Source organism: Tepidimonas sp. (assembly GCF_046292505.1).
GTDB lineage: Bacteria > Pseudomonadota > Gammaproteobacteria > Burkholderiales > Burkholderiaceae_C > Tepidimonas.
In genome coordinates, this window is sequence record NZ_JBKBQX010000010.1 from 48,753 (window position 1) to 75,416 (window position 26,664).

The window sequence follows — 26,664 nt, forward strand, 5'->3', positions numbered from 1 at the left end:
CCCGGCTCGACGCCGGGCCATTCTCACAGGAGATCCGCCATGTGGCTGCACGCCCCCTTCGACCCGCCAGTGATCGACCAGATCAATCGCATGCAGGCGGGGGTGATCCCGTCGCCCATTCACCCGCTGACTTGCCCGAATGCGAAAGATGGCCGACATGCCTTTGCGGGCGGCTACCTGGGCGTGCTGGTGGCCCAGCGTCAAGGCTTGGTTTGCCCCTCTTGCGGACACACGCAGGACTGGCTGAGCCGTGCCACCGTGGCCTGTGCCGAACGCGAGGGCAGCGCCGCCATGGGCAACCCGTCGCAGCGCATGGAAAAAGCGCGTCAGCGCGCGCTGGACGATTTCGCCCGGCTGGTGCGCGAAGGCCAGCCGCACGCGCAGGCCATGGTCGATTCGCTGCAGGCATCGGCGGACCGGCGTGCCAGCCGTCCCGAGGCCGCTGCCGTGCCCGACCACTCGACCGTGCTGCCCGAGCCGCTGGCGGCCTGAGTCGTCTGCCGACCGGACCGGCCAGCCCCGCCCACCGGCCCCCCGCGAGGCGAGGGTTCAGATCACCACCGGCTCCGGCTCCAGCCGGATGCCAAAGCGCTCATAAACGCTGGTCTGGATCAGCCGCGCCAGCGTCATCACCTCCCCGCCCGTGCAGGGGTGTTCGGCGTCGCCACGATTGACCAGCACCAGCGCCTGCTTGTCGTACACGCCGGCGTGGCCGACGGTTTTGCCCTTCCAGCCGCAGGCATCGATCAGCCACCCGGCGGCCAGCTTGACCGTGCCGTCGGGCATGGGGTAGTGCACCACCTTGGGATCGCGACCGATGATGTCGGCGCACTGCTCGGGCGTGACGGTCGGGTTCTTGAAAAAGCTGCCGGCGTTGCCGAGCACCGCAGGGTCGGGCAGTTTGGCGCGGCGAATCTCGCAGACCCAGTCGAACACCTGGCGCGGCGTCGGGTGGGCGATGCCGGTCTCGGCCACCTTGCGCTCCAGGTCGTGATACCCCAACTGGGGGCGCCACTGCCGCGGCAGCCAGAAGCGCACGCGGGTGATCAGCGCGCGGCCCTTGAGCCCCATGCCGCGCTCGCCCGCGCGCTCGTGTTTGAACACCGAATCGCGGTAGCCAAAGGCGCAGTGCTCGTGCCGCAGGGTCAGGGGTGCGCCCGTCTCCAGATCGATCGCATCCAGCGAATGAAAACGATCCTGCAGTTCGACGCCATAGGCGCCGATGTTTTGCACCGGGGCCGCCCCGACCGTACCAGGAATGAGGGCGAGGTTTTCCAGACCGGGCCAGCCCTGTTGCAGCGTCCAATCCACGAACGCGTGCCAACGCTCACCGGCGCCCGCCTCCACCAACCAGCCGCGCTCGTCCTCGCGCAGCAGACGCCGCCCGGGGATTTCCACCTTCAGCACCAGTTGCCGCACATCGCCGGTCAGCACGATGTTGCTGCCGCCACCCAGGATGAACGTGTCCTGCCGGCGCCAGTCCGGGTGGCGCACGAGGGCCCACACATCGTCCTCGCGGCGGATACGCGCCAAACGGTGCGCGCGCGCCGCGATGCCGAACGTGTTCAGGGGCTGCAACGGCACATGGTTCTCGACTACCATGCGCGAATTGTCGCAAACCCCTTCACGCCCCCAAGGAACCCCGCATGCCTTCGTTCGATACCGTGCTCGAACCCAACCTGGTCGAAGTGAAGAACGCCGTCGAGCAGACGCAACGCGAGATCGGCACCCGCTTCGACTTCAAGGGCTCGTCCGCCGCGGTGGAACTCAAAGACCACGACATCATCGCGCACGCGGACAGCGACTTCCAGCTCCAGCAGGTGGAGGACATCCTGCGCAACAAGCTCACCAAACGCCACGTCGATGTGCGCTTCCTGGACCCGGGCAAGGTCGAGAAGATCGGCGGCGACAGGGTCAAGCAGGTCTTTCACGTGCGCAGCGGCATCGGCAGCGAGGACGCCAAGAAGATCCAACAGCTCATCAAGGGCAGCAAGCTCAAGGTGCAGGCCGCCATCCAGGGCGATGCCGTGCGCGTCAGCGGGGCCAAGCGCGACGATCTGCAAACGGCCATCGCCCTGATCCGCAAGGAGATGGCGCAGTTGCCCCTGAGCTTCGAGAATTTCCGCGACTGAGCGAGCGCCGCCCGAACGCCCCCAACCTGCCGGCCCACCGGACCCCCATCATGGCCTTGACCGCCCAACCCGACCCCATCTACGGCGCGATGCAGGACTGGATGGCCCGCTGGACGGAGCTGGAGGCCCAGTTGGCGGCGCTGCTGTCCGCCCCACGGCAGTACGCCGACTTTCTGCCGCGCCTGGAGCGGCTGCGGGCCGACGCCGAAGCCTTGCTGGACACGGACGAAGACGCCACGCTGTATTGGCTGTTCCAGCTCGCGGCGTCCACCTCGGTCGGCTACAGCACGTCGCATGCGATGGCGTGCTGGGCCATGTGCCGACTGGTCGGCCCTGCGGTGGGCGTGTCGGCCCCGGACGCAGCGGCGCTGGAGCGGGCGGCGCTGACCATGAACATCGGCATGACGCGGCTGCAGGATACCCTGGCCGCGCAGGCCCACCCGCCTACCGAGGAGCAGCGCACCCTGATCGACACCCACGCGGCGCGCGGCGCCCAGTGCCTGCGCGAATGCGGTGTGCGCGATGCGCGTTGGCTGGACATCGTCGAGCTGCACCACGAGGCGGACAGCCACGATACCGCGGTGCGGTTGCTGCAGCGCATGGATCGCTACACCGCCCTGATCAGCCCGCGCGAGACGAGACCGGGGCGCAACCTGACCGACTCCGCCCGCACCCTGTTGGTGCAGCCCGGCGGACGACTGGACGATATCGGGCGTGCGTTGCTGCAGACGCTGGGCATCTGCCCTCCCGGGACCTTCGTGCGGCTGGCCGACGGACAGGTGGCGGTGGTGCTGCGCCGCTCGGGCCGCCCCGGCGAGCCGTGGGTGAGCGCCGTGCTCGACGCCGACGGTCACCCGGTGCTGGAGCCCGCGCTGATCGACACCGGCGATGAGGCCACCGCGATCGAAGCCGCGCTGCAAACCGCTACGGTGCGGGTGCGCCTCAACCACCCGCGACTGCTCCAGCTTTCGCGCCTGGCGTTGCAGCGCTGACCCGCGGCGTCAGCGGGCGGTACCGCCTTTTTTGCTGCCGATCTTGCTCTCCTGCCCGGCCAACAGGCGCTGGATGTTGCCCGCATGGCGCCACAACAGCAGCAGGCTCATGGCCGCGACCGCCAGCCCCACCGGGCCGCGCACATCCCACGCGGCGCCGTCGCCAAACCAGTAATAGAACGGCGCAAATACCGCAGCCACGATGGCCGCCAGGGATGAATAGCGAAAAAACCCGGCGATCAGAATCCAACTCGCAAGCACGGCAACGCCCAGCCACGGCTCGAACGCCAGCAGCACCCCGGCGGCCGTGGCCACCCCTTTGCCGCCCTGAAAGCGGAAAAACACCGGAAACAGGTGCCCCAGAAAAGCCGCCAGCCCGACGGCTGCCAGCGTGCCGTCGCCCAGCCCCCAAGCGGCGCCCCATTGACCGACCACCCACACCGGCACCCAGCCCTTGACCGCATCGAGCAGCAGCGTCAGCGCCGCCGCAGCCTTGTTGCCCGAGCGCAGCACATTGGTGGCACCGGGGTTCTTGCTGCCGTAGGTGCGCGGGTCACTCAACCCCATCAAACGGCTGACCAACACCGCAAACGACAACGACCCCACGGCATAGGCCAGCGCCACCGCACCCATGGGCATCCACCACTGCATCATCCACCTGGCTCCTGAAAATCGTCCAAGGACCCGGCCGCACGCCGGGGCCGCAAGCTTACCCGAGGCGTCGCCACGCGTGCCAGCGATACCGCGCCGCTCACTGGGCTGGGTCGCGCACCTCCCAGCGGATGCGGTCGATGGCCTGCAGCAGCTCGGGCGTGAGCTGCACGTCCCACGCGTCCAGGCAGGCATCCAGCTGCGCCCGCGACGTCACGCCGATGATGGTGCTGGCCACGCGCCAGTTGCGGTAGCAGAACGCCAGCGCCAGCTGCGCCGGCGTCAGGCCATGCTCGCGCGCCAGCGCGTTGTAGCGCCGCGCCGCGGCCAGCGCCTCCGGCCGGCCCCAGCGCTGCTTGCGCATGCTCTCGAACAGCGCCAGGCGGCCCTGCGGCGGCCCGGCGTGCTCCAGCCCGGTGTCGTCGTACTTGCCGGTCAGCAGCCCGAAGCCCAGCGGCGAGTACGCCAGCAGCGCCACGCCGAGGCGGTGGCAGGTCTCGTCCAGGCCGTTTTCGTAGCTGCGGTTGATCAGGCAGTACGGGTTTTGCACCGTCACCACGCGCGGCAGGCCGGCCTGCTCGGCCACGCGCACGAACTCGTGCACACCGTACGGCGTTTCGTTGGACAGGCCGACGCAGCGCACCTTGCCGGCACGCACCAGGACGTCCATGGCCTCCAGCTGCTCGGCGATGCTGGCGCACGGGCGGTCCTTCGACGGATCGAAGGTGATCGCGCCGAACATCGGCACGTTGCGCGCCGGCCAGTGGATCTGGTAGAGGTCGATGACATCGGTGCGCAGCCGGCGCAGGCTGCCCTCGCACGCCGCGATGATTTCGGCCTTGGTCAGGCCCGAGGCCTCGCCGCGGATCCACGGCATGCCGCGCGACGGCCCGGCCACCTTGGTGGCCAGCACCACGCGCTGGCGCACGCCGGGGCGGCTGGCGAACCAGTTGCCCAGGATCGTCTCGGTGGCGCCATAGGTCTCGGCGCGCGCCGGCACGGCATACATCTCGGCGGTGTCGAGGAAGTTGACGCCGCGCTCCAGCGCGCGGTCGAGGATGGCGTGGGCGTCGCGCTCGGCGACCTGCTCGCCAAACGTCATCGTCCCCAGGCAGATCGGGGAGACGGACAGGCCGCCAGCGGCCAGGGTGACGGGTTGCATGGATGGGACTTCCTCGGGATGGTGAAAGGGTGTCTCGGACGGGGACCGGATTCAGGCACCTGCCACCGCGCCGGCACGGGCGTTCGCGCGCGCTTCCTCCTGCAGGCGCAGCACGCGCCGCTGCACCTTGCCGGTGGTGGTCATCGGCAGCGCGTCGATGAACTCGATCTCCTTCGGGTACTCGTACGGCGCCAGCCGGCCGCGCACGTGCTGCTGCAGCTCGGCCACCAGCGGCGCGTCGAACTCGGCGGCCGGGTCGGCGCAGCGCGCGCGCCGCTCGGCCCAGGCCGGCGCCAGCACCACGTAGGCCTTGACGACGGCACCCCGCTCGGCGTCGGGCTTGGGCACCACCGCGGCGTTGGCCACCGCCGGGTGCTTGACCAGGCAGTTCTCGATCTCGCCCGGGCCGATGCGGTAGCCGGCCGACTTGAAGACGTCGTCGGCCCGCCCCTGGTACCACAGGTAGCCGTCGGCGTCCTGCACCGCCAGATCGCCGGTGCGGCACCAGCTGTCGGCCGGGTCGCCGGTGAACTTGGCGCGCGTGGCCGCCTCGTTGCCCCAGTAGCCGAGGAAGAACACCGGGTCCGGGTCGCCGTGCACGTCGCGGCGGTGCACCGCCACCTCGCCGACCGTGCCGGGCGGCACCGGCTGGCCGGCCTCGTCCAACAGCGCGACGCGGTGCCCGGGGTAGGCGCGGCCCATGCTGCCCGGCCGCGCCGGCCACAGGCGCGCGCAGTTGCCGACCACGTAGTTGATCTCGGTCTGGCCGAACATCTCGTTGACGATGACGCCCAGCTCGTCGCGGCACCAGGCGAACACCGCATCGCCCACCGCCTCGCCGGCACTCATGATGGCCTGCAGGTGCAGCCGCCAGCGCCGCCGCGGCTGCGGCTCGGCCTTCATCATGGCCTTGAGCGCCGTCGGAAACAGGAAGGTGTGCGTGACGCGGTGACGCTGCAGCAGCGCAAACGCCTCCAGCGGGTCGAAGCGCCCGCGCCAGGCGACGATCGGGCGGCCGAAGTACAGCGTCGGCAGCAGCGCATCCATCAGCCCGCCGGTCCAGGCCCAGTCGGCCGGGCTCCAGAACACGGCGTCGCTGCGCCGGCGCGCGTCGAACGGATCGAAGCCGAACCAGTTCTGGCTGCAGACGAAGCCGCTCAGGTTGCCGATCAGCGCGCGGTGCGGGATCAACGCGCCCTTGGGATGGCCGGTGGTGCCGCTGGTGTAGATCAGCACCGCCGGGTCGTCGGCGGCGGTGTCCACCAGGTCGAAACGCCGGCGCAGGCCCGCGCGCGCGCCGGGCCAGTCGAGCACATCGGTGTCGAACGCGCCGGTGAGCCCGACAACGTGGCGCAGCGCCGGACAGCGCGCACGCACCGCCTGCACGCCGGGGCCGGTGGCCTCGTCCACCAGCGCGACGACGGCGGCGCTGTCCTGCAGCCGGTACTCCAGCGCCTCCGGCCCGAACAGCTGCGACAGCGGCACCGCCACCGCCCCCATCTGCAGCACGGCCATGTAGGCCACGGCGGTCTCGAAGCGCTGCGGCAGCACGATGGCCACGCGGTCGCCGCGCTGCACGCCCAGCAGCCGCAGCGCGTGCGACAGGCGGTTGGCCTCGGCGGCCAGCTCGCCGTAGCCGTAGCGGCGTGGGCGGGTCAGGGTTGGCCCGTCCTCGATGATGGCCAGCGCCTGCGCCAGGACGGGATCCTCCACCCAGCGGCGCAGACAGACCTGCGCCAGGTTGAAGCGCGCCGGCACCTGCCAGCGAAAGTCGCCATACACGGCATCGTAGAGGTCGGGCGCTGCGGCGCGGTTGTCGTGCGCATGACTGGGCATGGAAGGCATCCCCGTTTGTCTCCTGAATAATCACGAGAATGTATCAAGTCCGACGACCTTCGCGCAGCACCTTCGAGACCGTGCGCGGCCAGCGCTATCACTTGCGGGAGTGGGGAACGCCCCACCCCGACCGACCGCCGCTGTGGCTGTTGCACGGTTGGATGGACGTGTCCGCGTCCTGGCAATTCGTGGTCGATGCCTTGGCCCACGAACGCCACTGCATCGCCCCCGACTGGCGCGGGTTTGGTCTGACGCGCTCCGCTCACCTGGAGGATGACCCCCATGGCCCGCCGCCCTACGGCGAGGCCGATCACTATCTGTTTGCCGATTACCTGGGGGATCTGGATTTTCTGGTGGTGCGTCTCAACCAGCGCCTGGGCCGCGCGCCGGACGCGCCCATTGACCTGGTCGGGCACAGCATGGGGGGCAACGTCGCGATGCTGTACGCCGGTGTTCGGCCGGCGCGCGTGCGGCGGCTGGTCAATCTGGAAGGGTTTGGCCTACCCGCCACGCGGCCGGAGCAGGCCCCGCGCCGCTACGCCGCCTGGATGGACGAACTCCACCAACTGGCCCAGGGTGAGCTGACGCTCAAAACTTACCCGGGCCTGGAAGGCGTGGCGCAGCGTCTGATGAAGACCAACCGCCGCCTGCCCGAGGACCGCGCCCGTTGGCTGGCCCAGCACTGGGCGCGGCCGGTGGACCCTGGCGTGCCGGACGGCGAGTGGCGGATTCTGGGGGATCCGGCGCACAAGGTTCGCAGCAGCCAGCTCTATCGACTCGACGAGGTGCTGGCCGTCTACGGGGCCATCGCCGCCCCGGTGCTGGCGGTGGAGGCCAGCGACGACAGCCTGGCGCAGTGGTTCCCGCGCGGGGAGCATTCGCTGGCCGAATACCACCGACGCCTACAGGCGGTGCCGCGCTGCCACATCGCCCGCGTCGAGGATGCCGGCCACATGCTGCACCACGACCAGCCGCAACGGGTGGCCGCCCTGATCGAGGCCCACCTGGACGCGCCCGACGGCACCGACGCCCCCCTGCACGGACGGGCCGACTGACATGGCAGGCGCGACCTGGAGAACCGACCTGCTCATGGTCGGCGTGGCGGCCATCTGGGGCTCCACTTTCGTCGCCCAGCAGATGGGCATGGACAGCGTCGGACCGTTCACCTACACGGCAGCGCGCATGGTGCTGGGCGTGCTGCTCATCGCGCCGCTGTGGTGGTGGCGCGGCGGCCCGTTCGCCGCGGTGCCGCGGGTGGACAGCCGCGGGCTGTGGCGTGACGGCACGCTGCTGGGGCTGGTGCTGTTTGCGGCCATCAACCTGCAGCAGGTGGGCCTGCTGGGCACCAGTGTGTCCAACGCTGGCTTCATCACTGGGCTGTACGTGGTGCTGGTGCCAATCCTGATGCGCCTGCTGGGCCAGCCGGTGGGCCTGCCTGTGTGGCTGGCCGTGGCGCTGGCGGCCACGGGACTGTACTTTTTGAGCGTCAAGCCCGACGCCACCATCGCGCCCGGCGATTGGTTGCAGTTGGGCGGGGCCGGCTTGTGGGCGGTCCATGTGCTGCTGGTCGGGCATTGGGCGCGGCGGCACGACGCCATCCGCCTGTCCATCGTGCAGTATGCGGTCGCGGGGGCGCTGTCCTGGCTGGCCGCCCTGTGGCGAAACGAGGCGATCACCGTCGACGCCCTGAGCGGCGCGGCGGGCGCGATCGCCTGGGGCGGAATCCTGTCGATCGGTATCGCCTACACGCTGCAGGTCGTGGCCCAACGCACCGCCAAGGCATCACATGCCGCGGTGATCTACAGCGGCGAGGGCGTTTTCGCCGCCATCGGCGGCTGGTGGATCCTGGGCGAGGCCATCGGCTGGCGCGGATGGGGGGGCGCGGCCCTGATCCTGGCCGGCATGCTGCTCGCACAACTGGGCCGCCGATCCTGAGCGGCGGGGCCGCCCGCGCACGTCCCCGCTTGGGCGTCCGCATGCGAAAATGCGGGGTTTTCGAACGTCCGTCACCCGAAAGATCGCCATGGAAGCCGAACGCCTCAACGCCCTTGCCCACCGCCTGCAGGACCTGACGCAGCGCGTCGCCGACTTGCGGAGGTTTCTTTGACTACGACGCCAAGGCGCTGAAGCTGTCGGAGGTCAACGCCGCGCTGGAGGACCCGGGCGTCTGGAACGACCCCAAGCGCGCGCAGGAGCTGGCCAAGGAGAAAAAGTCGCTCGAGGACGTGGTGCTGGTGCTGGACCGGCTGGCGCAGGAGCTGGCCGACAACAGCGAGCTGTTCGAGATGTCGCGTGCCGAGGGCGACGACGCGGGGCTGGAGACCATCGAGGCCGATGTCGAGCGCGTTGCACCGGAGGTCGAGAAACTCGAATTTCGCCGCATGTTCAACAATCCGGCGGACCCCAACAACTGCTTCATCGACATCCAGTCCGGCGCCGGTGGCACCGAGGCGTGCGACTGGGCGCAGATGCTGCTGCGCCAGTACCTGCGCTATGCCGAGCGCAAGGGCTTCAAGGCCACGGTGGAAGACGAGCAGCCCGGTGACACCGCCGGCATCAAGAGCGCGACCATCAAGGTCGAGGGCGACTACGCCTTCGGCCTGCTGCGCACCGAGACCGGCGTGCACCGGCTGGTGCGCAAGTCGCCGTTCGACTCTTCCGGCGGGCGCCACACCTCGTTTGCCTCGGTGTTCGTCTACCCGGAGATCGACGACTCGATCGAGGTCGAGATCAATCCGGCCGACGTGCGCGTCGACACCTACCGCGCCAGTGGCGCCGGCGGCCAGCACATCAACAAGACCGACTCGGCGGTGCGCCTGACGCACATCCCCACCGGCATCGTCGTCACCGCGCAGGACAGCCGCAGCCAGCACTCCAACCGCGACCTGGCGTGGCAGCGCCTGCGCTCCAAGCTGTACGAGCTGGAGATGCGCAAGCGTATGGAGACGCAGCAGCAACTGGAGGCCACCAAAACCGACGTCGGCTGGGGCCACCAGATCCGCAGCTACGTGCTGGACCAGAGCCGCATCAAGGATCTGCGCACCAATGTCGAGGTGTCCAACACGCAGAAGGTGTTGGACGGCGACCTCGACGTGTTCATCGAAGCCTCGCTCAAGCAGGGCGTCTGACCCCCCTCCCCATCAGGACCGCACCCATGACCGCCATGCGTGAAGGCAGCCCCCGCATCGTGCGCCGCGAGGACTACGCGCCGCCCGCCTACTGGATCGACACCGTCGATCTGACCTTCGACCTCGACCCGGCCAAGACGCGCGTGCTCAACCGCATGCGCGTGCGCCGCAACCCGGACGTGCCCGCCCAGCCGCTGCGGCTCGACGGCGAGGAGCTCAACCTCGCGCGCGTGCTGGTCAACGGCCAGGGCACCAGCTTCCGGCTGGACGGCAACCAGCTCGTGCTGGAGGCGCTGCCGGAAGGCCCCGAGCCGTTCGAGCTGGAGATCTTCACCACCTGCGCGCCAGAGAAGAACACCCAGCTGATGGGCCTGTACGTCAGCCAAGGCACCTTCTTCACGCAGTGCGAGGCCGAGGGCTTCCGGCGCATCACCTACTTCCTCGACCGGCCCGACGTCATGGCCACCTACACCGTGACGCTGCGCGCCGACAAGAAGCGCTATCCTGTCCTGCTGTCCAACGGCAACCTGGTCGAAAGCGGCGAGCTCGACGGCGGACGCCACTACGCCCAGTGGGTCGATCCGCACCGCAAGCCGTGCTACCTGTTCGCGCTGGTGGCCGGCGACCTGGTCTGCCGCAGCCAACCCATCGTCAGCCGCCACGGCACCGAGCACCTGCTGCAGATCTACGTGCGCCAGGCCGACCTGGACAAGACCGAGCACGCGCTGCAGTCGCTGATGGCCGCCATCGCCTGGGACGAGACACGCTTTGGCCTGGCGCTGGACCTGGAGCGCTTCATGGTGGTCGCCACCGGCGACTTCAACATGGGCGCGATGGAGAACAAGGGCCTCAACATCTTCAACACCAAGTACGTGCTGGCCAACCCGGCCACCGCCACCGACACCGACTACGCCAACATCGAGTCGGTGGTGGCGCACGAGTACTTCCACAACTGGACCGGCAACCGCGTCACCTGCCGCGACTGGTTCCAGCTGAGCCTCAAGGAGGGGCTGACGGTCTTCCGCGACCAGGAGTTCAGCCAGGACATGGCCGGCAGCCCCTCGGCGCGCGCCGTCAAGCGGATCGAAGACGTGCGCGTGCTGCGCACCGTGCAGTTCCCGGAGGACGCCGGCCCGATGGCGCACCCGGTGCGCCCCGACCAGTACGCCGAGATCAACAACTTCTACACCGTCACGGTGTACGAGAAGGGCGCCGAGGTCGTGCGGATGATGCAGACCCTGGTCGGGCGCGACGGTTTCGCGCGGGGCCTCAAGCTCTACTTCGAGCGCCATGACGGCCAGGCCGTCACCTGCGACGACTTCGCGCAGGCGATGGCGGACGCCAACCCCGACAGCGAACTGGCGCGCCTGCTGCCGCAGTTCAAGCGCTGGTACGCGCAGGCCGGCACGCCGCGCGTGCAGGCGCGCGGCCGCTACGACGCCGAGGCGCGCACCTACGCGCTGACGCTGCGCCAGAGCTGCCCGCCGACGCCGGGCCAGCCGGTCAAGGAGCCGTTCGTCATCCCGGTGGCGCTGGGCCTGCTGGACGCGCAGGGTCACGCGCTGCCGCACACCGAGCGGCTGGTGGTGCTGCACGAGCCCGAGACCACCGTCGTCTTCGAGGGGCTGGACGCTGCACCGGTGCCGTCGCTGCTGCGCGGTTTCAGCGCCCCGGTGATCCTGGAGCACGAGCTGACGGACGACGAGCTGCGCACGCTGCTGGCACACGACACCGACGCCTTCAACCGCTGGGAGGCCGGCCAGCAGCTGGCGCTGCGGCGGGCGCTGGCGGCGGTGCGTGCCGACGGCCCGGTGCACGAGCCGCTCGATGCGCCGTTCCTGGAGGCGATGCGCGCCGTGCTGCGCCATCCGACGCTGGATGCGGCGTTCAAGGAGCTGGTGCTGACGCTGCCGGCCGAGACCTACATCGCCGAGCAGCTCGACGAGGTCGACCCGCAGCGCATCCATGCGGTGCGCGAGGCGATGCGCCACCAGCTCGCGCACGCGCTGCATGAGGACTGGATCTGGGCCTACGAGCAGCACAAGGACAACGGCGCCTACCGGCCCGATCCGGTCAACGCCGGGCGGCGGGCGCTGGCCGGGCTGGCGCTGCACATGCTGTGCCTGGCCGCGCGCGACACCGGCAACCCGGTCTGGCCGGGCAAGACGTACCAGCGCTTCAAGGACGCCACCAACATGACCGACCGCCATGCGGCGCTCAGCGCTCTGGTGACGGCCGGTCATGAGCTGGCGGCGCGCGCGCTGGAGCAATTCCACGCCCGCTACCGCGGCGAGGAGCTGGTGCTGGACAAGTGGTTCGCGCTGCAGGCCGGCGCGCCCGACCGCGGCGGCGATGCGCTGCCGCGCGTGCAGGCGCTGCTGCAGCACCCGGACTTCCACCTGCGCAACCCCAACCGCGCGCGCAGCCTGATCCACACCTACTGCCACGCCAACCCGGCGGGCTTCCACCGCGCCGACGGCGCCGGCTACGCCTTCTGGCGCGACCGCGTGCTGGAGCTCGACGCGTTCAACCCGCAGGTGGCGGCACGGCTGGCGCGCGCGCTGGACCGCTGGAAGAAGCTCGCCGAGCCGTACCGCAGCGCCGCGCAGGCCGCGCTGCAGGCCGTGGCCGCCCACGAGCCCCTCAGCACGGACGTGCGCGAGGTCGTCACGCGCGCGCTGGCCGACTGACCCCTCCCCCTCTCCACCCGGAGTCACCACCATGTCCGAGACCCGCATCTCGCTGACCCGCTACCTGATCGAGCAGCAGCGCGTGCACGGCGCCATCACGCCGGAGCTGCGGTTGCTGCTGGAGGTCGTCGCGCGCGCCTGCAAGCGCATCGCCATCGCCGTCGGCAAGGGGGCGCTGGGCGGCGTGCTCGGCTCGGCCGGCACCGAGAACGTCCAAGGCGAGGTGCAGAAGAAGCTCGACGTCATCGCCAACGAGGTGCTGATCGAGGCCAACGAATGGGGGGGCCATCTGGCGGCGATGGCCTCGGAGGAGCTGGACGGCATCCACCCGATCCCGAACCGCTATCCGCAGGGCGAGTACCTGCTGCTGTTCGACCCGCTCGATGGCTCCAGCAACATCGACTGCAACGTCAGCATCGGCACCATCTTCTCGGTGCTCAAGCGCCAGCACGACGACCCCACCCTCATCGAGCCGGTCAGCGAGGCCGACTTCCTGCAACCGGGGCGCCAGCAGGTCGCCGCCGGCTACTGCATCTACGGCCCGCAGACCACGCTGGTGCTGACCGTCGGCAACGGCGTGGCCATGTTCACGCTCGACCGCGAACAGGGCGCCTGGGTGCTGACGCAGGACCAGGTGCGCATCCCCGAGGACACGCGCGAGTTCGCCATCAACATGAGCAACTGGCGCCACTGGGCCGCGCCGGTGCGCCGCTACATCGAGGAGTGCTTGGCCGGCGCGGAAGGCCCGCGCGGCAAGGACTTCAACATGCGCTGGATCGCCTCGATGGTGGCCGACGTGCACCGCATCCTGTCGCGCGGCGGCATCTTCCTCTACCCCTGGGACAAGCGCGAACCAAACAAGCCCGGCAAGCTGCGCCTGATGTACGAGGCCAACCCGATGGGCTGGATCGTCGAGCAGGCCGGCGGGGCCGCCACCGACGGCCGCCGGCGCATCCTCGACATCGAGCCGAAGGGCCTGCACGACCGCGTGGCCGTCATCCTCGGCTCGAAGAACGAGGTCGAGCGCGTGGCGCGCTATCACCAGGAAGCGCAGACCGCCGAACCCCCAACGAACGCGCTATAATTTTGGCTTTCTGCGATACTGCCAGCCACCGGCCGGCAAGTCGCTATGCCGCAATAGCTCAGTTGGTAGAGCAACTGATTCGTAATCAGTAGGTCGGAGGTTCGACTCCTCTTTGCGGCACCAAAAAATCAACCGCTTAGCCCGCATTGCCGCGGGCTTTTTTGTGGGCGCTGGCTTGCACCTGTCGGTCCTCATCGGCCCAACGGCGCCACGTTTCGCGTATCGTCATGGTCTGCGGATCATACGGAGTCCTTGACACCCCATGGCCACCCTCGTGGTGTATTGCCAGCCCGGCGCGCGGCAGACGCGGGTTGCCGGGTGGCATGACGGCAAACCCAAAGTGCAACTCCAGGCCCCGCCGGTGGATGGCGCGGCGAACGAGGCCCTGATCGCGTTCGTCGCGAAGCGCTGCGGCGTGCCGCGCTCGCACGTGCGCATCGCACACGGCCAGACCAGCCGCACCAAACGATTGGAGATCGATGGACTGGACGACGCGGAGGCTCTGCGGGCGCTGACCGGGGCTTGACGCGCCTCAGGCCCGGCCCATACCCCCATCGACGGCTGGGCCCCCACGGGGCATTGCGTCGAGAAAACGACCGACCACCGCCCGCACATGCCGCTGCCGCAGCCGCACATCGGCCTGCCGCGGCGGCTGGCGGTAGAGGATGCGGGCCAACTCCAACCCCATGGCCATGCCGATCAGGGTCTCGGCATCGCGGGCCGCGCCGGGCCAGCGGCGCCCCTGCGCGGCGGCGTGGCGGCGCAGCAGCGTAGCCACCGCGTCGATGGCCTGCTGCGGGCCCAGTCGCCAAATGCGCTGCAAATCGGCCTGCGGCTGCGGCAAGGCGGCAATCGCCTGCAAATAGGCCTGGTAGGCCGGCTGGGTAACGAAGGCGAGCATCGAATCGAGAAAGCGCTCCAGCACCTCGGCCAGCGCCACCGCATCCGCCGGGACGGCATCCAGCGTACCCAAAAGCGGCTGCGCCTCGCGCAGCACCAGCGCCTCCAGCAGCGCGTCGCGGTGCGGCCAGCGGCGGTACAGCGTCGCCTTGGAGACGCCGCTGGCGCGCGCCACGGCCTCCATGGTAAGGGCCGCAGGCCCGCCGGTCAGCAGCAGCGTACGCCCGGCCTGCAGGATCAGCTCGTCCTTGCGCATGTCGACGGGGCGCCCCGGCGTGCCGCCACGTGTGCCATCCGTCTGCAGGATCATGGCCTTTACTGTACGATACCGTTCACTTATTGCCAAGCCGCCCGGAGGTATGCCCCGTGAACGTTGCGCCCCTGCGTAAGGGCCCGATGGTCCTGTCGATGTCGATTGCGCTGCTGGCCGCCGGTTGTCAGCGGGCCGAGCCACCCAGCGCCCATGGTGCCCCTCCGGTGGTGGCCACCGCAACCGTGGAACCGCTGGCCGCAGCGGGGCTGGGCCTGTCGGGCACGGTGCGCGCCCGGGTGGAGGCGCCGCTGGCGTTTCAGGTCGGCGGGCGCATCGCCGCGCGACGGGTGGACGCCGGCCAGGCCGTGCAGGCCGGGCAGGTGTTGTTCGAGCTGGACCCGTCGGATCTGGAGCAGGCCGTGCGCGCCGCCGAGGCCGACGTGGCCGCCGCCGAGGCGGCGCTGCGCACCGCCCAGGCCGATCTGGAGCGCGTGCGCACGCTGGCGGCGCAGGGCTTCGTCAGCGCGCAGGCCACCGACCGTGCGCAGCTCACCCTGCGCGAGGCCACGAGCCGCCGCGACGCCGCGCAGGCGCGGCTGGCGCAGGTGCGTAACGGCCGTGCCTATGCTCAGCTGCGCGCGCCCGCGGCCGGCGTCGTCACCGACGTCACCGGCCAGCCGGGGCAGGTGGTGGCGGCGGGCCAGCCGGTGGCCACGCTGGCGCAGGCGGGCGCGCGCGAGGTGGAGGTGTTCTTCCCCGAGACGGTGACCCCGCCCGCCACTGGCCAGGCGCGGCTGCCGGACGGGCGCACGGTGGCGCTCGCCTTGCGCGAGGCCGCGCCGATGGTGGATGCGCTCGCGCGCACGCGCCGCGCGCGCTACCGCGCCGACGGCCTGCCGGCGGAGCTGCCGCTGGGCAGCGTCGTCACCACGCAGTTCGCGCTGCCGGGGCAGCCGGCCGCCGCAGCGAGCGCCAGCCCGGTCGGCACCTGGCGCGTGCCGGTGGGCGCGCTGGACGAGCGCGCCGAGGGGCCGCGCGTCTGGCGCGTGCGCGATGGCAAGCTGGACGCGGTGCCGGTGCGTGTGCTACGGGTGGATGACCGCCACGCGGTCGTGGCCGCGCCGCTGCAGGCCGGCGAGCGCATCGTGGCGCTGGGCACGCACCTGCTGCAGCCCGGCATGACGGTGCAGGAGCGCGCGCGATGAGCTTTCCGAACCTGTCGGCGCTGGCGGTGCGCGAGCGCGCCGTGACGCTGTTCTTCCTGATCCTGTCGGTGCTGGGTGGCATTTACGCGTTTGCGACGCTGGGCCGCGCGGAAGACCCGGCCTTCACCGTGCGCGTGATGCAGGTCAACGTGGCCTGGCCCGGCGCCACGCCGCAACAGCTGCAGGAGCAGGTGGTGGACCGGCTGGAGAAGAAGATTCAGGAGGTCGAATTCCTCTACCGCATCGAGACCACGATCCGCCCCGGACAGGCCACGCTGCAGGTGGAATTCCACGACTACACGCCGCAGGCACGCGTGCCGGAGCTGTTCTACCAGGTGCGCAAGCGCATGTGGGACGCGCAGCGCGAGATGCCCGCGGGCGTCATCGGCCCGCTGGCCAACGACGACTTCGCGGATGTGTATTTCAGCCTGCTGGCGCTGACCGCGCCCAAGCTGCCGCACGATGAGCTGGTACGCGAGGCCGAGCGGCTGCGCGACCAGATTCAGCGCATCGACGGCGTGCACAAGGCGCTGCTGCTGGGCGAGCGCACCCAGCGCATGTACGTGGAATTCGACAACGCAAGGCTCGTCAACCTGGGCCTGTCGCCGCAGGCCATCTTCGAGGCCATCGACGCCAGCAACCGGCTGGTGCCCACCGGCCGGCTGGAGACCCATGGCCCGCGCCTGCACATCCGGCTCGACGCCGACCTCTCGGACCCCGAAGCACTGGCGCAGCTGCCGATCCGTGCCGGCGGCAAGGTGATCCGGCTGGGCGACATCGCCAGCATCCGCCGCGGCTACGAGGACCCGCCCAGCTACCTGGTGCGCGCGCGCGGACAGGATGCGGTGCTGATCGGCGTCGTGATGAACAAAGGGGAGAACGGCTTGGAGCTCGGCGAGCGCCTGCACGCCTACCTGGAGCGCGAGAAGGCCGAGCTGCCGCTGGGGCTGGAGCTGACGCAGCTGACCAACCAGGCCGACGCCATCGCCAAGGCCGTCAACCTGTTCCAGATCAAGTTTCTGGTGGCGGTGGCGGTGGTGATGGGCGTGAGCATGCTGGCCATCGGGCTGCGGGCGGGTCTGATCGTCGGCATCGCGGTGCCGGTGACGCTGGGCCTGAGCTTCGTGGTCTTCAAGGCCATGGGCATCAACCTGGACCGCATCACGCTGGGGGCGCTGATCATCTCGCTGGGCCTGCTGGTGGACGACGCCATCATCGCCGTGGAGATGATGCTGGTGAAGATGGAGGAAGGCTGGGACCGCGTGCGGGCCGCCGCCCACGCCTGGAACGTGACAGCCGCGCCGATGCTGTTCGGGACCCTCGTCACGGTAGCGGGCTTCCTGCCGATCGGCTTTGCGCGCTCGGGCGTGGGCGAATACGCCGGCAACATCTTCTGGGTGCTGGCGATCAGCCTGCTGGTGTCGTGGCTGGTGGCGGTGACGTTCACCCCGTACCTGGGCGTGAAGATGCTGCGCGACGTGCCGCCCGAGGCGCGCCACGGCCATGACCAGCTCTACCAGAGCCCGGCGTACCGCCGGTTGCGCGCGTTGGTGGCCTGGTGCGTGACGCAGCGCAAGACCGTGGTGGCCGCCACCGTGGCGCTGCTGGTGCTGGCCGCGCTGGCCATGGCCAAGGTGGTACCCAAGCAGTTCTTCCCCAGCAGCGACCGCCCCGAGGTACTGGTCAGCGTCTATCTGCCGCAGGGCACCAGCATCCGCGTCACCGACCAGACCGTGCGCCGGCTGGAGGCGATTCTGGCGCCGATGCCGGAGGTCAAGACGCTGTCGGCCTATGTCGGGGCGGGCGCGCCGCGCTTTTTCATTTCCGCCAACCCCGAGCCGCCCAACCCGGCGTTTGGCAAGCTCATCGTCGTCGCGCACGACGAGGCCAGCCGCGACCGCATCATCGCCACGCTCGAAGACCACATCCAGCGCGGCGAATTCGCCGAGGCGCGCGTGCGCGTGGCGCGGCTGCTGTACGGCCCACCGGTGGCTTGGCCGGTGCAGTTCCGCGTCTTCGGGCCCGACCCGGTGGAGCTGCGCCGCATCGCGCACCGCGTGCGCGAGGTGATGGCGGCCAATCCGCACGTCGTGGATGCGCATCTGGAGTGGGACGAGCGGGTACCGGTGCTGGCCCTGCGCGCCGACGCCGACCGGCTGCGGCTGCTGGGCCTCACTCCGCAGGACGTGGCGCAGCAGCTGCAGACGCTGCTGGATGGCGTACCGGTGACGCAGCTGCGGCTGGGCAACCGGACAGTGGAACTGATGGCGCGCGGCGCGGTGCTCGGCGCGCGGCCCAGCGCCGACAGCGTCGGGGCGCTCGAGCTGCTCAACCGCGACGGGCGTAAGGTGCCGCTGGCGCAACTTGGCACCGTCGAAGTGCGCTACGAGGAGCCGGTCATCAAGCGCTACAACCGCGAGCCGTTCGTGGCCGTGCAGGGCGAGGTGCGTGGCGCGCAGCCCAACGACGTGACCGCCGCCGTCTGGCAGGCGCTGGGGCCGCTGCGCGCCGAACTCCCGCCGGGCTACCGCGTGGCCATCGGCGGCTCGGTGGAGCAGTCCGAGAAGGCCAACCTCTCGATCCAGAAGCTGCAGCCGCTGATGGTGGCGGCGATGCTCATCTTCATCATGCTGCAGATGCGCTCGTTCGCCGGCACCTTCATGGTCGTGGCCACCGCGCCGCTGGGGCTGATCGGCGCGGTGCTGGCGCTGCTGGTGTTCTGGCAGCCGTTCGGCTTCGTGGCGCTGCTGGGGCTGACGGGCCTGGCGGGCATCCTCATGCGCAACACGCTGATCCTGACGCAGCAGGTGGCCGACAACTTTGAAGCTGGCTTGAGCGCCTTCGACGCCGTGGTCGAAGCGGCGGTGCAGCGCGCCCGTCCGGTGGTGCTGACCGCCCTGGCCGCGGTGCTGGCCTTCGTGCCGCTGACGCACGACAGCTTCTGGGGGCCGCTGGCCTATGTGCTGATCGGCGGCGTGGCCGTCGGCACGGCGATCACCCTGCTGTTCGTGCCGGCGCTGTATGCGCTGTGGTTCCGCATCCGGCCGGCGGCGGGTTGACCTTCACCGCCGCCTGACCTTCGGGTCGTGCCGTCCCGCCGAACCCGGCAGCCGGACCCGTCGCGGCGTCAGTCGGCCTCGCGCGGCAGGCCGAGCCGGCGCGCGATCTCGCCGATGAGCTGGCGCGCCAGCACGATCTTCGGCGCCGGCGGCAGCTCCACCGCCTCGCGCTCGTCCACCAGCAGCAGCGCGTTGTCGTCGCGGCCGAAGGTGGCCGGGCCGATGTTGCCGACCAGCAGCGGCACGCCCTTGCGCGCGCGCTTGGCCTGCGCGTGCGTGAGCAGGTCGTGGCTTTCGGCCGCGAAGCCGACGCAGTAGAGCTCGCCGCGGCGGGCGCGCGGCAGCGCCGCCACCGTGGCCAGGATGTCCGGGTTCTCGACGAAGGTGAGCGCCGGCGGCGGGCCGCCGCCGTCCTTCTTCAGCTTGCGCTCGGCGGCCTGCGCCGGGCGCCAGTCGGCCACCGCGGCCGTGGCGATGAAGACATCGGCACTGTCCACCTCCGCCAGCACCGCCTCCAGCATCTGCTGCGCGGTCTGCACGTCCACGCGCCGGACGCCGCGCGGCGTGCGCAGGTGCACCGGGCCGGCCACCAGCGTGACCTCGGCGCCGGCCTCGCGCGCCGCGCGCGCCACCGCAAAGCCCATCTTGCCGCTGCTGTGGTTGGTGATGCCGCGCACCGGGTCGATCGGCTCGAACGTCGGCCCCGCCGTCACCAGCACGCGCTGGCCGCGCAGCACCTTCGGCTGCAGGCAGGCGACCAGCTCCTCGACGATCTCCTCCGGCTCCAGCATGCGGCCGTCGCCGACCTCGCCGCAGGCCTGCTCCCCCTGCCCCACCCCCAGCACCACGGCGCCGTCGGCGGCCACCTGGGCCAGGTTGCGCTGCGTGGCCGGGTGCGCCCACATCTCGCGGTTCATCGCCGGGGCCAGCAGCAGCGGCACGCGCTGCGCCGGTCGCGCCAGGCACAGCAACGCCAGCAGTTCACCGGCGCGCCCCTGCGCCAACTGGGCGAGGAAGTCGGCACTGGCGGGCGCCACCACGATCGCATCCGCCCAGCGGCCAAGGTTGATGTGCGCCATCGCGTTGGGCTCGCGCGCGTCCCACTGGCTGGTGACGACCGGGTGGTTGCTGAGCGCCTGCATCGTCACGGGCGTGATGAACTGCGCCGCCGCCTCGGTCATCACCACGCGCACCTGGGCGCCGGCCTGCACCAGCAACCGGCACAACTCGGCCGACTTGTAGCAGGCGATGCCGCCCGACAACCCCAGAACGATGTGCTTGCCGTCGAGTTCTTTCATGCGACCGCACTATACCGCCGGGCACCCGCACCGGACGGGGCCGGCTTTTATAATCGGCCTTTCCACAGACGGGCCCTTCGCGGCCCGCCCATTGACATGACCAAATATGTGTTCGTCACCGGCGGCGTGGTGTCGTCCCTGGGCAAGGGGATTGCCTCCGCGTCGCTGGCCGCGCTGCTGGAGTCGCGCGGCCTCAAGGTCACGCTGATCAAGCTCGACCCCTACCTCAACGTCGATCCGGGCACGATGAGCCCGTTCCAGCACGGCGAGGTGTTCGTCACCGACGACGGCGCCGAGACCGACCTGGACCTGGGCCACTACGAGCGCTTCATCACCACGCGGATGAAGCGCACCAACAACTTCACCACCGGGCAGATCTACAAGTCGGTGCTGGAAAAGGAGCGCCGCGGCGACTACCTCGGCAAGACGGTGCAGGTCATCCCGCACGTCACCAACGAGATCCAGACCTTCATCCAGCGCGGCGCCGAGGGCGTGGACGTGGCGATCGCCGAGATCGGCGGCACGGTGGGCGACATCGAGTCGCTGCCGTTCCTGGAAGCGGCCCGGCAGATGAGCCTGCGCCTGGGGCCGAACAACTCCGCCTTCGTGCACCTGACCTACGTGCCGTGGATCGCGGCCGCCGGCGAGCTCAAGACCAAGCCGACCCAGCACACGGTGCAGAAGCTGCGCGAGATCGGCATTCAGCCCGACGCGCTGCTGTGCCGCGCCGACCGCGTCATCCCCGACGAGGAGCGCGAGAAGATCAGCCTGTTCACCAACGTGCCGCTGTGGGGCGTGATCTCGATGCCCGACGTGGACACGATCTACAAGGTGCCGCGCGTGCTGCACGAGCAGGGGCTCGACGGTCTGATCTGCGACCGGCTGCGCCTGCACACCCCGCCAGCCAACCTCAAGCGCTGGGACGACTTGGTGTACGAGGTCGAGCACCCGCAAGGCGAGGTACGCATCGCCATGGTCGGCAAATATGTCGATCTGTCCGACAGCTACAAGTCGCTCAACGAGGCGCTGCGGCACGCGGGCCTGAAGAACCACGTGCGCGTGGCCATCAGCTACATCGACTCCGAAACGCTCGAAAGCGGCGATGTGGCCGAGCGCCTGGGCGGCTTCGATGCCATCCTGGTGCCCGGCGGGTTTGGCAAGCGCGGCGTGGAAGGCAAGATCCGCGCGGCGCAGTTTGCGCGCGAGCACCAGGTGCCGTATCTGGGCATCTGCCTGGGCATGCAGGTGGCCACGATCGAGTTCGCGCGCCACGCCGCGGGGCTGGAGGGTGCCAACTCCACCGAATTCGACCCCCACACGCCGCATCCGGTGATCGCCCTGATCGACGAGTGGCTGGATGCCGACGGCACCGTCCAGAAGCGCGACGCCAGCACCGACCTCGGCGGCACGATGCGGCTGGGCGCGCAAAGCGCCGACGTGCTGCCGGGGACGCTCGCCTACCAAATTTACGGCCCGGTGGTCACCGAACGCCACCGCCACCGCTACGAGGCCAACACGCAGTATCTGGATCGGCTGCGCCAGGCCGGACTCGTGATTTCGGCGCTGACGCAGCGTGAGCAGCTCACCGAGATCGTCGAGCTGCCGCAGGACGTGCACCCGTGGTACATGGGCGTGCAGTTCCACCCCGAGTTCAAGTCCACCCCGTGGGACGGCCACCCGCTGTTCAACGCCTACATCGCCGCGGCGCTGCAACACCAGCGGCAGGAGGCGGCCAAGTGAAACTGTGCGGCTTCGAGGTCGGACTCGACCGGCCGTTCTTCCTGATCGCCGGCCCGTGCGTGGTCGAAAGCGAGCAGTTGCAGCTGGACGTGGCCGGCCAGCTCAAGGAAATCACCGCTGAGCTTGGCATCCCGTTCATCTTCAAGAGCAGCTACGACAAGGCCAACCGCTCCAGCGGCGCGTCGTTTCGCGGTCCGGGCATGGAACGGGGACTGGAAATCCTGGCCAAGGTGCGGCGCGAGATCGGCGTGCCGGTGCTGACCGACGTGCACACCGAGGCCGAAGTGCCGGCGGTGGCGGCGGTGGTGGACGTGCTGCAGACGCCGGCCTTCCTGTGCCGCCAGACCGATTTCATCCGCGCCGTGGCGCAGTCCGGCAAGCCCGTCAACATCAAGAAGGGCCAGTTCCTCGCGCCGCACGACATGAAGAACGTCATCGACAAGGCCCGCGCCGCCGCGCGCGAAAAGGGCCTGCCAGAGGACAACTTCCTGGCCTGCGAGCGTGGCTACAGCTTCGGCTACCACAACCTGGTGTCGGACATGCGCAGCCTCGTCATCATGCGCGACAGCGGCGCGCCGGTGGTGTTCGACGCCACGCACAGCGTGCAACTGCCCGGTGGCCAGGGCACGAGCAGCGGAGGCCAGCGCGAGTTCGTGCCGCCGCTGGCGCGCGCGGCGGTGGCCGTGGGCATCGCCGGGCTGTTCATGGAGACGCACCCCGACCCGGCGCGGGCGCTGTCGGACGGCCCCAACGCCGTGCCGCTGACGTTCATGCGGCCGCTGCTGGAGTCGCTGCGCGAGCTGGACGCCGTCGTCAAGCGCCAGCCGCTGCTGGAAGCGGAGTTCGCCGCCGCATGATGCCGCTGCAGGCCGACCCGCTCGACGAGGCGCTGCGTGCGGCGCTGCGCGACGTGCTGCCGGACGCGACGCTGGCTTGGCTGCACGGCAGTGCGGCGCGCGACGCCCTGCGCGCCGACAGCGACCTCGACGTCGCCGTGTGGTTGCCGCGGCCCTTGCCTGCGGAACGCTGGCTGCAGGCGGCCGCGCGGCTGGGCGAGCGACTGGGGCGCGAGGTGGACCTGCTGGACCTGGCGCGCGCGCCGACCGTCACACAGTTCATCGTCCTCTCGAGCGGGCGGCTGCTGCTGGCACGCGACGAGCGCGCCGCCTGGCGCCTGTGGGCACGGGTGCTGCGCGACTGGCAGGACCTGCAACCGGCCCGCCGTGCCGCGCTGCGGGCGCTCGCCAGCGAGCTGCAGGAGGCCACCGCGTGACGCCGACGCTGCGCGAGGTGCTGGCTCAGAAGGCCCAGCGGCTGCAACGCGCCGTGCAGCGGGCGCGCGCCGAGCGCGCCGCCACCGACGACTTCGCGCACGACTTCACGCACCAGGACGCGGCACTGCTCAACGTTCAGCGCGCCTGCGAGCAAGCCATCGACATGGCCAACCTGATCGTGGCCGAGGCGCGGCTGGGTGCGCCCGAGGGCGCGCGCGCCGCGTTCCAGGCGCTGGCTCGCCACGGCTGGATCGACGCCACGATGGCCGCCGAGCTCGGCCGCATGGTCGCGTTTCGCAATGTGCTGGTGCACGAATACCAGGATCTCGACCCCGAGATCGCTTGCGCGGTCATCGACCGCGAACTGGACACCCTGCTGCGCTTTGCCGGACTCGTCCTGCAGCGCGCCCTCGACACCCCGACCGACACCCCCTCATGAGCGCCTACATCATCGCCGACGTCGACGTCACCGACCCGCAGCAATACGAGGAGTACAAGCGCTGGTCCAGCGCCGCCATCCAGGCGCACGGGGCCGAGGTGCTGGTGCGCGGCGGCGCAGTCACGGTGCTGGAGGGCAGCTGGCAGCCCAGCCGCATCGTCGTGCTGCGCTTCCCGTCGGTCGAGGCGGCGCGCGCCTTCCACGACTCGCCCGAATACCGCCGCGCACGCGAGGCCCGCGCCGGCGCCGCCGTGATGCGCATGATCGCCGTGGAGGGCGTGGCCTGACGGGGCCCGCCACCCGGCCCACCGATTGACCTGATCCCCACCATCCCAAGCAACGAAGGAAACCCCAAGCCATGAGCGCCATCGTCGATATCGTCGGCCGCGAGATTCTGGACAGCCGCGGCAACCCCACCGTCGAGTGTGACGTCCTGCTGGAGTCGGGCGTCATGGGCCGTGCGGCCGTGCCGTCCGGCGCCTCCACCGGCAGCCGCGAGGCCATCGAGCTGCGCGACGGCGACCCCAACCGCTACCTCGGCAAGGGGGTACTGAAGGCCGTCGAGCACATCAACACCGAGATCAGCGAGGCGGTGCTGGGGCTGGACGCCAGCGAGCAGGCCTTTCTGGACAAGACGCTGATCGATCTGGACGGCACCGAGAACAAGAGCCGCCTGGGCGCCAACGCCATGCTGGCGGTCAGCATGGCCGTGGCGCGCGCTGCGGCCGAAGAAGCCGGCCTGCCGCTGTATCGCTACTTTGGTGGCAGTTCCGCGGTGCAAATGCCGGTGCCGATGATGAATGTCATCAACGGCGGTGCGCACGCCAACAACAACCTGGACATTCAGGAGTTCATGATCCTGCCGGTGGGCGCCCCCTCCTTCCGCGAAGCGATCCGCTGGGGTGCCGAGGTGTTCCACGCGCTGAAAAAAATCATCCATGACCGCGGCATGAGCACGGCGGTCGGTGACGAAGGGGGCTTTGCGCCCAGCGTGGCCAACCACGAGGCGGCCATCCAGCTCATCCTGGAAGCCATCGACAAGGCGGGCTACACCGCGGGGGAACAGATCGCGCTGGGCCTGGACTGCGCGGCCAGCGAGTTCTGCAAGGACGGCCCGGATGGCTCCAAGGTCTACCACCTGGAGGGCGAAGGCCTGGTGCTCAATGCCGCTGAGTGGACCCACATCCTGGCCACCTGGTGCGACAAGTACCCGATCATCAGCATCGAGGACGGCATGGGCGAAGGCGACTGGGCCGGCTGGGCGCAGCTCACCCAACGTCTGGGCAATCGGGTTCAGTTGGTGGGCGACGACCTGTTCGTCACCAACACCAGGATCCTGAAGGAAGGCATCGCCAAGGGCATCGCCAACTCGATCCTGATCAAGATCAACCAGATTGGCACGCTGACCGAGACGTTTGCTGCCATCGAGATGGCCAAGCGCGCCGGCTACACCGCCGTCATCAGCCACCGCTCCGGCGAGACCGAGGACAGCACCATCGCCGACATCGCGGTGGGCACCAACGCCGGCCAGATCAAGACCGGTTCGATGAGCCGCAGCGACCGCATGGCCAAGTACAACCAGCTGCTGCGCATCGAGGAGGACCTGGGCGACGTCGCCGTCTACCCGGGCCGCGACGCGTTCTACAACCTGCGCTGATCACTCTGACCATGCGTGCCCGCTGGGTCACGGCTTTGTTGCTCGGGCTGCTGGCCGTGATCCACGTGCAAATCTGGTTTGGCCGGGGCAGTGTGGCACAGGTGGATGCGCTGCGCCGCGAGCTGGCCGAGCAGGAACAGGCCAACGAAGCCGCCCGGCTGCGCAACGAACGCCTGGCGGCCGAGGTGCAGGACTTGCGCGAGGGCGTCGAGACGGTCGAGGAGATCGCCCGACAGGAGTTGGGCATGCTCAAGCCCAACGAAATCTTCGTGCAGATTCAGGGACCGGGGAGCGCCCGGCCGGCGGGTGGCTCGACGCCCCCCGCGGTGAATGCGCCGCAGTAAACGCAGCGCCGCGCTGACGCCTGCGCACCGGCGTCACTGCATGCGGTCGGAGCCCGGCGGCTGCTGGCCCTGCGTCAGAAACAGACGCGCGGCATCGACGGGATCGAAGCGATAGTGCAACCCGCAAAAATCGCACCCCACATCGACTTCTCCCCGTTCGGCGAGGATGGCCTGGACCTCCTCCACACCCAGGCCGCGCAGCATGGCCCCCACCCGCTCGCGCGAGCAGGCGCAGGCAAAGCGCGGATGCGCCTGAGCCGCCGAGGACGGCGCCAGACGCAGCAGGTTCTCCTGCCAGAACAGGCGATGCAAAATGGCGTCGGCATCCAGCCCCAACAACTCCTGGCGCGTCAGGCTGCTGGCCAGCGTCGCGATACGGTGAAAGTCCTCGTTCGCACCGAGCGTGTCGGACTCGTGCGCCACGGCTGCCGTGCCGGACAGATTGGCCTGCCCCATCACCGGCATGCGCTGGATGAGCAGCCCCGCCGCAATCGACGCATCCGCCGCCAGCACCAGCCGGGTGTCCAGCTGTTCACTCTGCTGCATGTAGTGGCCGATGACGTCGCTCAAGCGCTCCAGGGGGCGTCCGGCGGCATCGCTGAGGGGCACGACGCCTTGGTAGGGCTGCTGTCCCGGCTGGCGTTCGCGCGGATCCAGCGTGATCGCACAGCGCCCCTGCCCCAGCACATTGACCATGTGTGACAGCGGCACCCCTGGCGCCACCTCCCCACGCACCGTGGCCGTCGCGCGAAACGACAGGTCGGGCTGCACCTCCGCCACGGCCACCTTGACCGGCCCATCGCCAAAGATCTGCAACACC

At 70.0% G+C, this 26,664-nt stretch carries 25 protein-coding genes and 1 tRNA gene; 19 read left to right on the forward strand and 7 right to left on the reverse strand.

Annotated features, from left to right (window positions below):
- Positions 1 to 39: 39 nt before the first annotated feature.
- A complete protein-coding gene (locus ACK4TH_RS06585; protein ID WP_409624028.1) occupies positions 40 to 492 on the forward strand; it encodes a hypothetical protein in 453 nt (150 codons plus the stop codon).
- Positions 493 to 549: 57 nt separating this feature from the next.
- Here the strand turns inward: ACK4TH_RS06585 and murB are convergent, their stop codons facing one another.
- A complete protein-coding gene (murB, locus tag ACK4TH_RS06590; protein WP_409624030.1) occupies positions 550 to 1,602 on the reverse strand; it encodes a UDP-N-acetylmuramate dehydrogenase in 1,053 nt (350 codons plus the stop codon).
- A gap of 44 nt (positions 1,603 to 1,646) precedes the next feature.
- Here murB and ACK4TH_RS06595 point away from each other — a divergent pair, with 44 nt between their 5' ends.
- Both ACK4TH_RS06595 and ACK4TH_RS06600 read left to right on the forward strand, forming a co-directional pair.
- Positions 1,647 to 2,132 (forward strand): YajQ family cyclic di-GMP-binding protein, encoded by a 486-nt coding sequence (locus ACK4TH_RS06595; protein ID WP_409624032.1) that lies wholly within the window; start codon positions 1,647 to 1,649, stop codon positions 2,130 to 2,132.
- A gap of 50 nt (positions 2,133 to 2,182) precedes the next feature.
- Entirely contained in the window at positions 2,183 to 3,124 is a 942-nt protein-coding gene (locus ACK4TH_RS06600; RefSeq protein ID WP_409624034.1) for an HD-GYP domain-containing protein, read from the forward strand.
- A 9-nt stretch (positions 3,125 to 3,133) separates the two neighbouring features.
- Here the strand turns inward: ACK4TH_RS06600 and plsY are convergent, their stop codons facing one another.
- From plsY to ACK4TH_RS06615, 3 genes are all read right to left on the reverse strand, one after another.
- Positions 3,134 to 3,775: a glycerol-3-phosphate 1-O-acyltransferase PlsY gene (plsY, locus tag ACK4TH_RS06605; protein WP_409624083.1), complete on the reverse strand. Its 642-nt coding sequence runs from the start codon at positions 3,773 to 3,775 to the stop codon at positions 3,134 to 3,136.
- Between the two features lie 100 nt (positions 3,776 to 3,875).
- A complete protein-coding gene (locus ACK4TH_RS06610) occupies positions 3,876 to 4,937 on the reverse strand; it encodes an aldo/keto reductase (protein ID WP_409624036.1) in 1,062 nt (353 codons plus the stop codon).
- Between the two features lie 51 nt (positions 4,938 to 4,988).
- Entirely contained in the window at positions 4,989 to 6,782 is a 1,794-nt protein-coding gene (locus ACK4TH_RS06615) for an acyl-CoA synthetase (protein ID WP_409624038.1), read from the reverse strand.
- A gap of 29 nt (positions 6,783 to 6,811) precedes the next feature.
- On the opposite strand from ACK4TH_RS06615, the gene ACK4TH_RS06620 reads away from it, so the two are divergent.
- From ACK4TH_RS06620 to ACK4TH_RS06650, 7 genes are all read left to right on the forward strand, one after another.
- Complete coding sequence (locus tag ACK4TH_RS06620; protein ID WP_409624040.1) at positions 6,812 to 7,828, forward strand: alpha/beta fold hydrolase; 1,017 nt, start codon at positions 6,812 to 6,814, stop codon at positions 7,826 to 7,828.
- A 1-nt stretch (position 7,829) separates the two neighbouring features.
- Positions 7,830 to 8,708, forward strand: a complete 879-nt coding sequence (locus ACK4TH_RS06625) for a DMT family transporter (RefSeq protein ID WP_409624042.1) — start codon at positions 7,830 to 7,832, stop codon at positions 8,706 to 8,708.
- An 88-nt stretch (positions 8,709 to 8,796) separates the two neighbouring features.
- A protein-coding gene (gene prfB / locus ACK4TH_RS06630; RefSeq protein ID WP_409624044.1) for a peptide chain release factor 2 occupies positions 8,797 to 9,901 on the forward strand; the annotation gives its coding sequence in 2 pieces (ribosomal slippage) (positions 8,797 to 8,877 and positions 8,879 to 9,901; 1,104 coding nt in all).
- A 35-nt stretch (positions 9,902 to 9,936) separates the two neighbouring features.
- A complete protein-coding gene (pepN, locus tag ACK4TH_RS06635) occupies positions 9,937 to 12,591 on the forward strand; it encodes an aminopeptidase N (RefSeq protein WP_409624085.1) in 2,655 nt (884 codons plus the stop codon).
- Positions 12,592 to 12,622: 31 nt separating this feature from the next.
- Complete coding sequence (locus ACK4TH_RS06640; RefSeq protein ID WP_409624046.1) at positions 12,623 to 13,675, forward strand: class 1 fructose-bisphosphatase; 1,053 nt, start codon at positions 12,623 to 12,625, stop codon at positions 13,673 to 13,675.
- Between the two features lie 47 nt (positions 13,676 to 13,722).
- Positions 13,723 to 13,798: transfer RNA gene (locus tag ACK4TH_RS06645), tRNA-Thr, on the forward strand.
- Positions 13,799 to 13,937: 139 nt separating this feature from the next.
- Positions 13,938 to 14,201: a DUF167 domain-containing protein gene (locus tag ACK4TH_RS06650; protein ID WP_409624048.1), complete on the forward strand. Its 264-nt coding sequence runs from the start codon at positions 13,938 to 13,940 to the stop codon at positions 14,199 to 14,201.
- 6 nt (positions 14,202 to 14,207) lie between these two features.
- On the opposite strand, the gene ACK4TH_RS06655 is transcribed toward ACK4TH_RS06650, so the two are convergent.
- Positions 14,208 to 14,885, reverse strand: coding sequence for a TetR/AcrR family transcriptional regulator (locus ACK4TH_RS06655; RefSeq protein ID WP_409624050.1), 678 nt, complete (start codon positions 14,883 to 14,885; stop codon positions 14,208 to 14,210).
- An 86-nt stretch (positions 14,886 to 14,971) separates the two neighbouring features.
- Between ACK4TH_RS06655 and ACK4TH_RS06660 the strand changes: the two genes are divergently transcribed.
- Positions 14,972 to 16,033 (forward strand): efflux RND transporter periplasmic adaptor subunit, encoded by a 1,062-nt coding sequence (locus tag ACK4TH_RS06660; protein ID WP_409624052.1) that lies wholly within the window; start codon positions 14,972 to 14,974, stop codon positions 16,031 to 16,033.
- Entirely contained in the window at positions 16,030 to 19,092 is a 3,063-nt protein-coding gene (locus ACK4TH_RS06665; protein ID WP_409624054.1) for an efflux RND transporter permease subunit, read from the forward strand. Before ACK4TH_RS06660 ends, ACK4TH_RS06665 begins: the two co-directional genes overlap by 4 nt.
- A 68-nt stretch (positions 19,093 to 19,160) precedes the next feature.
- Here the strand turns inward: ACK4TH_RS06665 and coaBC are convergent, their stop codons facing one another.
- Complete coding sequence (gene coaBC, locus ACK4TH_RS06670) at positions 19,161 to 20,390, reverse strand: bifunctional phosphopantothenoylcysteine decarboxylase/phosphopantothenate--cysteine ligase CoaBC (RefSeq protein WP_409624056.1); 1,230 nt, start codon at positions 20,388 to 20,390, stop codon at positions 19,161 to 19,163.
- Positions 20,391 to 20,486: 96 nt separating this feature from the next.
- On the opposite strand from coaBC, the gene ACK4TH_RS06675 reads away from it, so the two are divergent.
- From ACK4TH_RS06675 to ftsB, 7 genes are all read left to right on the forward strand, one after another.
- Complete coding sequence (locus tag ACK4TH_RS06675) at positions 20,487 to 22,130, forward strand: CTP synthase (protein ID WP_409624058.1); 1,644 nt, start codon at positions 20,487 to 20,489, stop codon at positions 22,128 to 22,130.
- Positions 22,127 to 22,987: a 3-deoxy-8-phosphooctulonate synthase gene (gene kdsA, locus ACK4TH_RS06680; RefSeq protein WP_409624060.1), complete on the forward strand. Its 861-nt coding sequence runs from the start codon at positions 22,127 to 22,129 to the stop codon at positions 22,985 to 22,987. The genes ACK4TH_RS06675 and kdsA overlap by 4 nt, the downstream gene beginning before the upstream one ends.
- On the forward strand, positions 22,984 to 23,403 hold the full coding sequence (gene mntA, locus ACK4TH_RS06685) for a type VII toxin-antitoxin system MntA family adenylyltransferase antitoxin (RefSeq protein ID WP_409624062.1): 420 nt from the start codon (positions 22,984 to 22,986) through the stop codon (positions 23,401 to 23,403). Before kdsA ends, mntA begins: the two co-directional genes overlap by 4 nt.
- On the forward strand, positions 23,400 to 23,843 hold the full coding sequence (gene hepT / locus ACK4TH_RS06690; protein WP_409624064.1) for a type VII toxin-antitoxin system HepT family RNase toxin: 444 nt from the start codon (positions 23,400 to 23,402) through the stop codon (positions 23,841 to 23,843). Before mntA ends, hepT begins: the two co-directional genes overlap by 4 nt.
- Positions 23,840 to 24,130, forward strand: a complete 291-nt coding sequence (locus ACK4TH_RS06695) for a DUF1330 domain-containing protein (RefSeq protein ID WP_409624066.1) — start codon at positions 23,840 to 23,842, stop codon at positions 24,128 to 24,130. The genes hepT and ACK4TH_RS06695 overlap by 4 nt, the downstream gene beginning before the upstream one ends.
- A gap of 71 nt (positions 24,131 to 24,201) precedes the next feature.
- Positions 24,202 to 25,500, forward strand: coding sequence for a phosphopyruvate hydratase (eno, locus tag ACK4TH_RS06700; RefSeq protein ID WP_409624068.1), 1,299 nt, complete (start codon positions 24,202 to 24,204; stop codon positions 25,498 to 25,500).
- A gap of 11 nt (positions 25,501 to 25,511) precedes the next feature.
- Entirely contained in the window at positions 25,512 to 25,844 is a 333-nt protein-coding gene (gene ftsB, locus ACK4TH_RS06705) for a cell division protein FtsB (protein WP_409624070.1), read from the forward strand.
- A 33-nt stretch (positions 25,845 to 25,877) separates the two neighbouring features.
- On the opposite strand, the gene ACK4TH_RS06710 is transcribed toward ftsB, so the two are convergent.
- A partial coding sequence (locus ACK4TH_RS06710; protein WP_409624072.1) for an Hsp33 family molecular chaperone HslO occupies positions 25,878 to 26,664 on the reverse strand: 787 nt, incomplete at its 5' end.

Excerpts from the sequence above, each read along its gene's own strand:
- plsY (WP_409624083.1), bottom strand. The coding sequence starts at position 3,775 with ATGCAGTGGTGGATGCCCATGGGTGCGGTGGCGCTGGCCTATGCCGTG.
- ACK4TH_RS06695 (WP_409624066.1), top strand. The coding sequence starts at position 23,840 with ATGAGCGCCTACATCATCGCCGACGTCGACGTCACCGACCCGCAGCAA.
- ACK4TH_RS06650 (WP_409624048.1), top strand. The coding sequence starts at position 13,938 with ATGGCCACCCTCGTGGTGTATTGCCAGCCCGGCGCGCGGCAGACGCGG.
- murB (WP_409624030.1), bottom strand. The coding sequence starts at position 1,602 with ATGGTAGTCGAGAACCATGTGCCGTTGCAGCCCCTGAACACGTTCGGC.
- coaBC (WP_409624056.1), bottom strand. The coding sequence starts at position 20,390 with ATGAAAGAACTCGACGGCAAGCACATCGTTCTGGGGTTGTCGGGCGGC.
- ACK4TH_RS06675 (WP_409624058.1), top strand. The coding sequence starts at position 20,487 with ATGACCAAATATGTGTTCGTCACCGGCGGCGTGGTGTCGTCCCTGGGC.
- ACK4TH_RS06625 (WP_409624042.1), top strand. The coding sequence starts at position 7,830 with ATGGCAGGCGCGACCTGGAGAACCGACCTGCTCATGGTCGGCGTGGCG.
- pepN (WP_409624085.1), top strand. The coding sequence starts at position 9,937 with ATGCGTGAAGGCAGCCCCCGCATCGTGCGCCGCGAGGACTACGCGCCG.
- ACK4TH_RS06665 (WP_409624054.1), top strand. The coding sequence starts at position 16,030 with ATGAGCTTTCCGAACCTGTCGGCGCTGGCGGTGCGCGAGCGCGCCGTG.
- ACK4TH_RS06660 (WP_409624052.1), top strand. The coding sequence starts at position 14,972 with ATGGTCCTGTCGATGTCGATTGCGCTGCTGGCCGCCGGTTGTCAGCGG.
- mntA (WP_409624062.1), top strand. The coding sequence starts at position 22,984 with ATGATGCCGCTGCAGGCCGACCCGCTCGACGAGGCGCTGCGTGCGGCG.
- ACK4TH_RS06620 (WP_409624040.1), top strand. The coding sequence starts at position 6,812 with ATGTATCAAGTCCGACGACCTTCGCGCAGCACCTTCGAGACCGTGCGC.
- ACK4TH_RS06610 (WP_409624036.1), bottom strand. The coding sequence starts at position 4,937 with ATGCAACCCGTCACCCTGGCCGCTGGCGGCCTGTCCGTCTCCCCGATC.
- ACK4TH_RS06655 (WP_409624050.1), bottom strand. The coding sequence starts at position 14,885 with ATGATCCTGCAGACGGATGGCACACGTGGCGGCACGCCGGGGCGCCCC.
- ACK4TH_RS06585 (WP_409624028.1), top strand. The coding sequence starts at position 40 with ATGTGGCTGCACGCCCCCTTCGACCCGCCAGTGATCGACCAGATCAAT.
- ACK4TH_RS06615 (WP_409624038.1), bottom strand. The coding sequence starts at position 6,782 with ATGCCTTCCATGCCCAGTCATGCGCACGACAACCGCGCCGCAGCGCCC.
- eno (WP_409624068.1), top strand. The coding sequence starts at position 24,202 with ATGAGCGCCATCGTCGATATCGTCGGCCGCGAGATTCTGGACAGCCGC.
- ftsB (WP_409624070.1), top strand. The coding sequence starts at position 25,512 with ATGCGTGCCCGCTGGGTCACGGCTTTGTTGCTCGGGCTGCTGGCCGTG.
- ACK4TH_RS06600 (WP_409624034.1), top strand. The coding sequence starts at position 2,183 with ATGGCCTTGACCGCCCAACCCGACCCCATCTACGGCGCGATGCAGGAC.
- ACK4TH_RS06640 (WP_409624046.1), top strand. The coding sequence starts at position 12,623 with ATGTCCGAGACCCGCATCTCGCTGACCCGCTACCTGATCGAGCAGCAG.
- ACK4TH_RS06595 (WP_409624032.1), top strand. The coding sequence starts at position 1,647 with ATGCCTTCGTTCGATACCGTGCTCGAACCCAACCTGGTCGAAGTGAAG.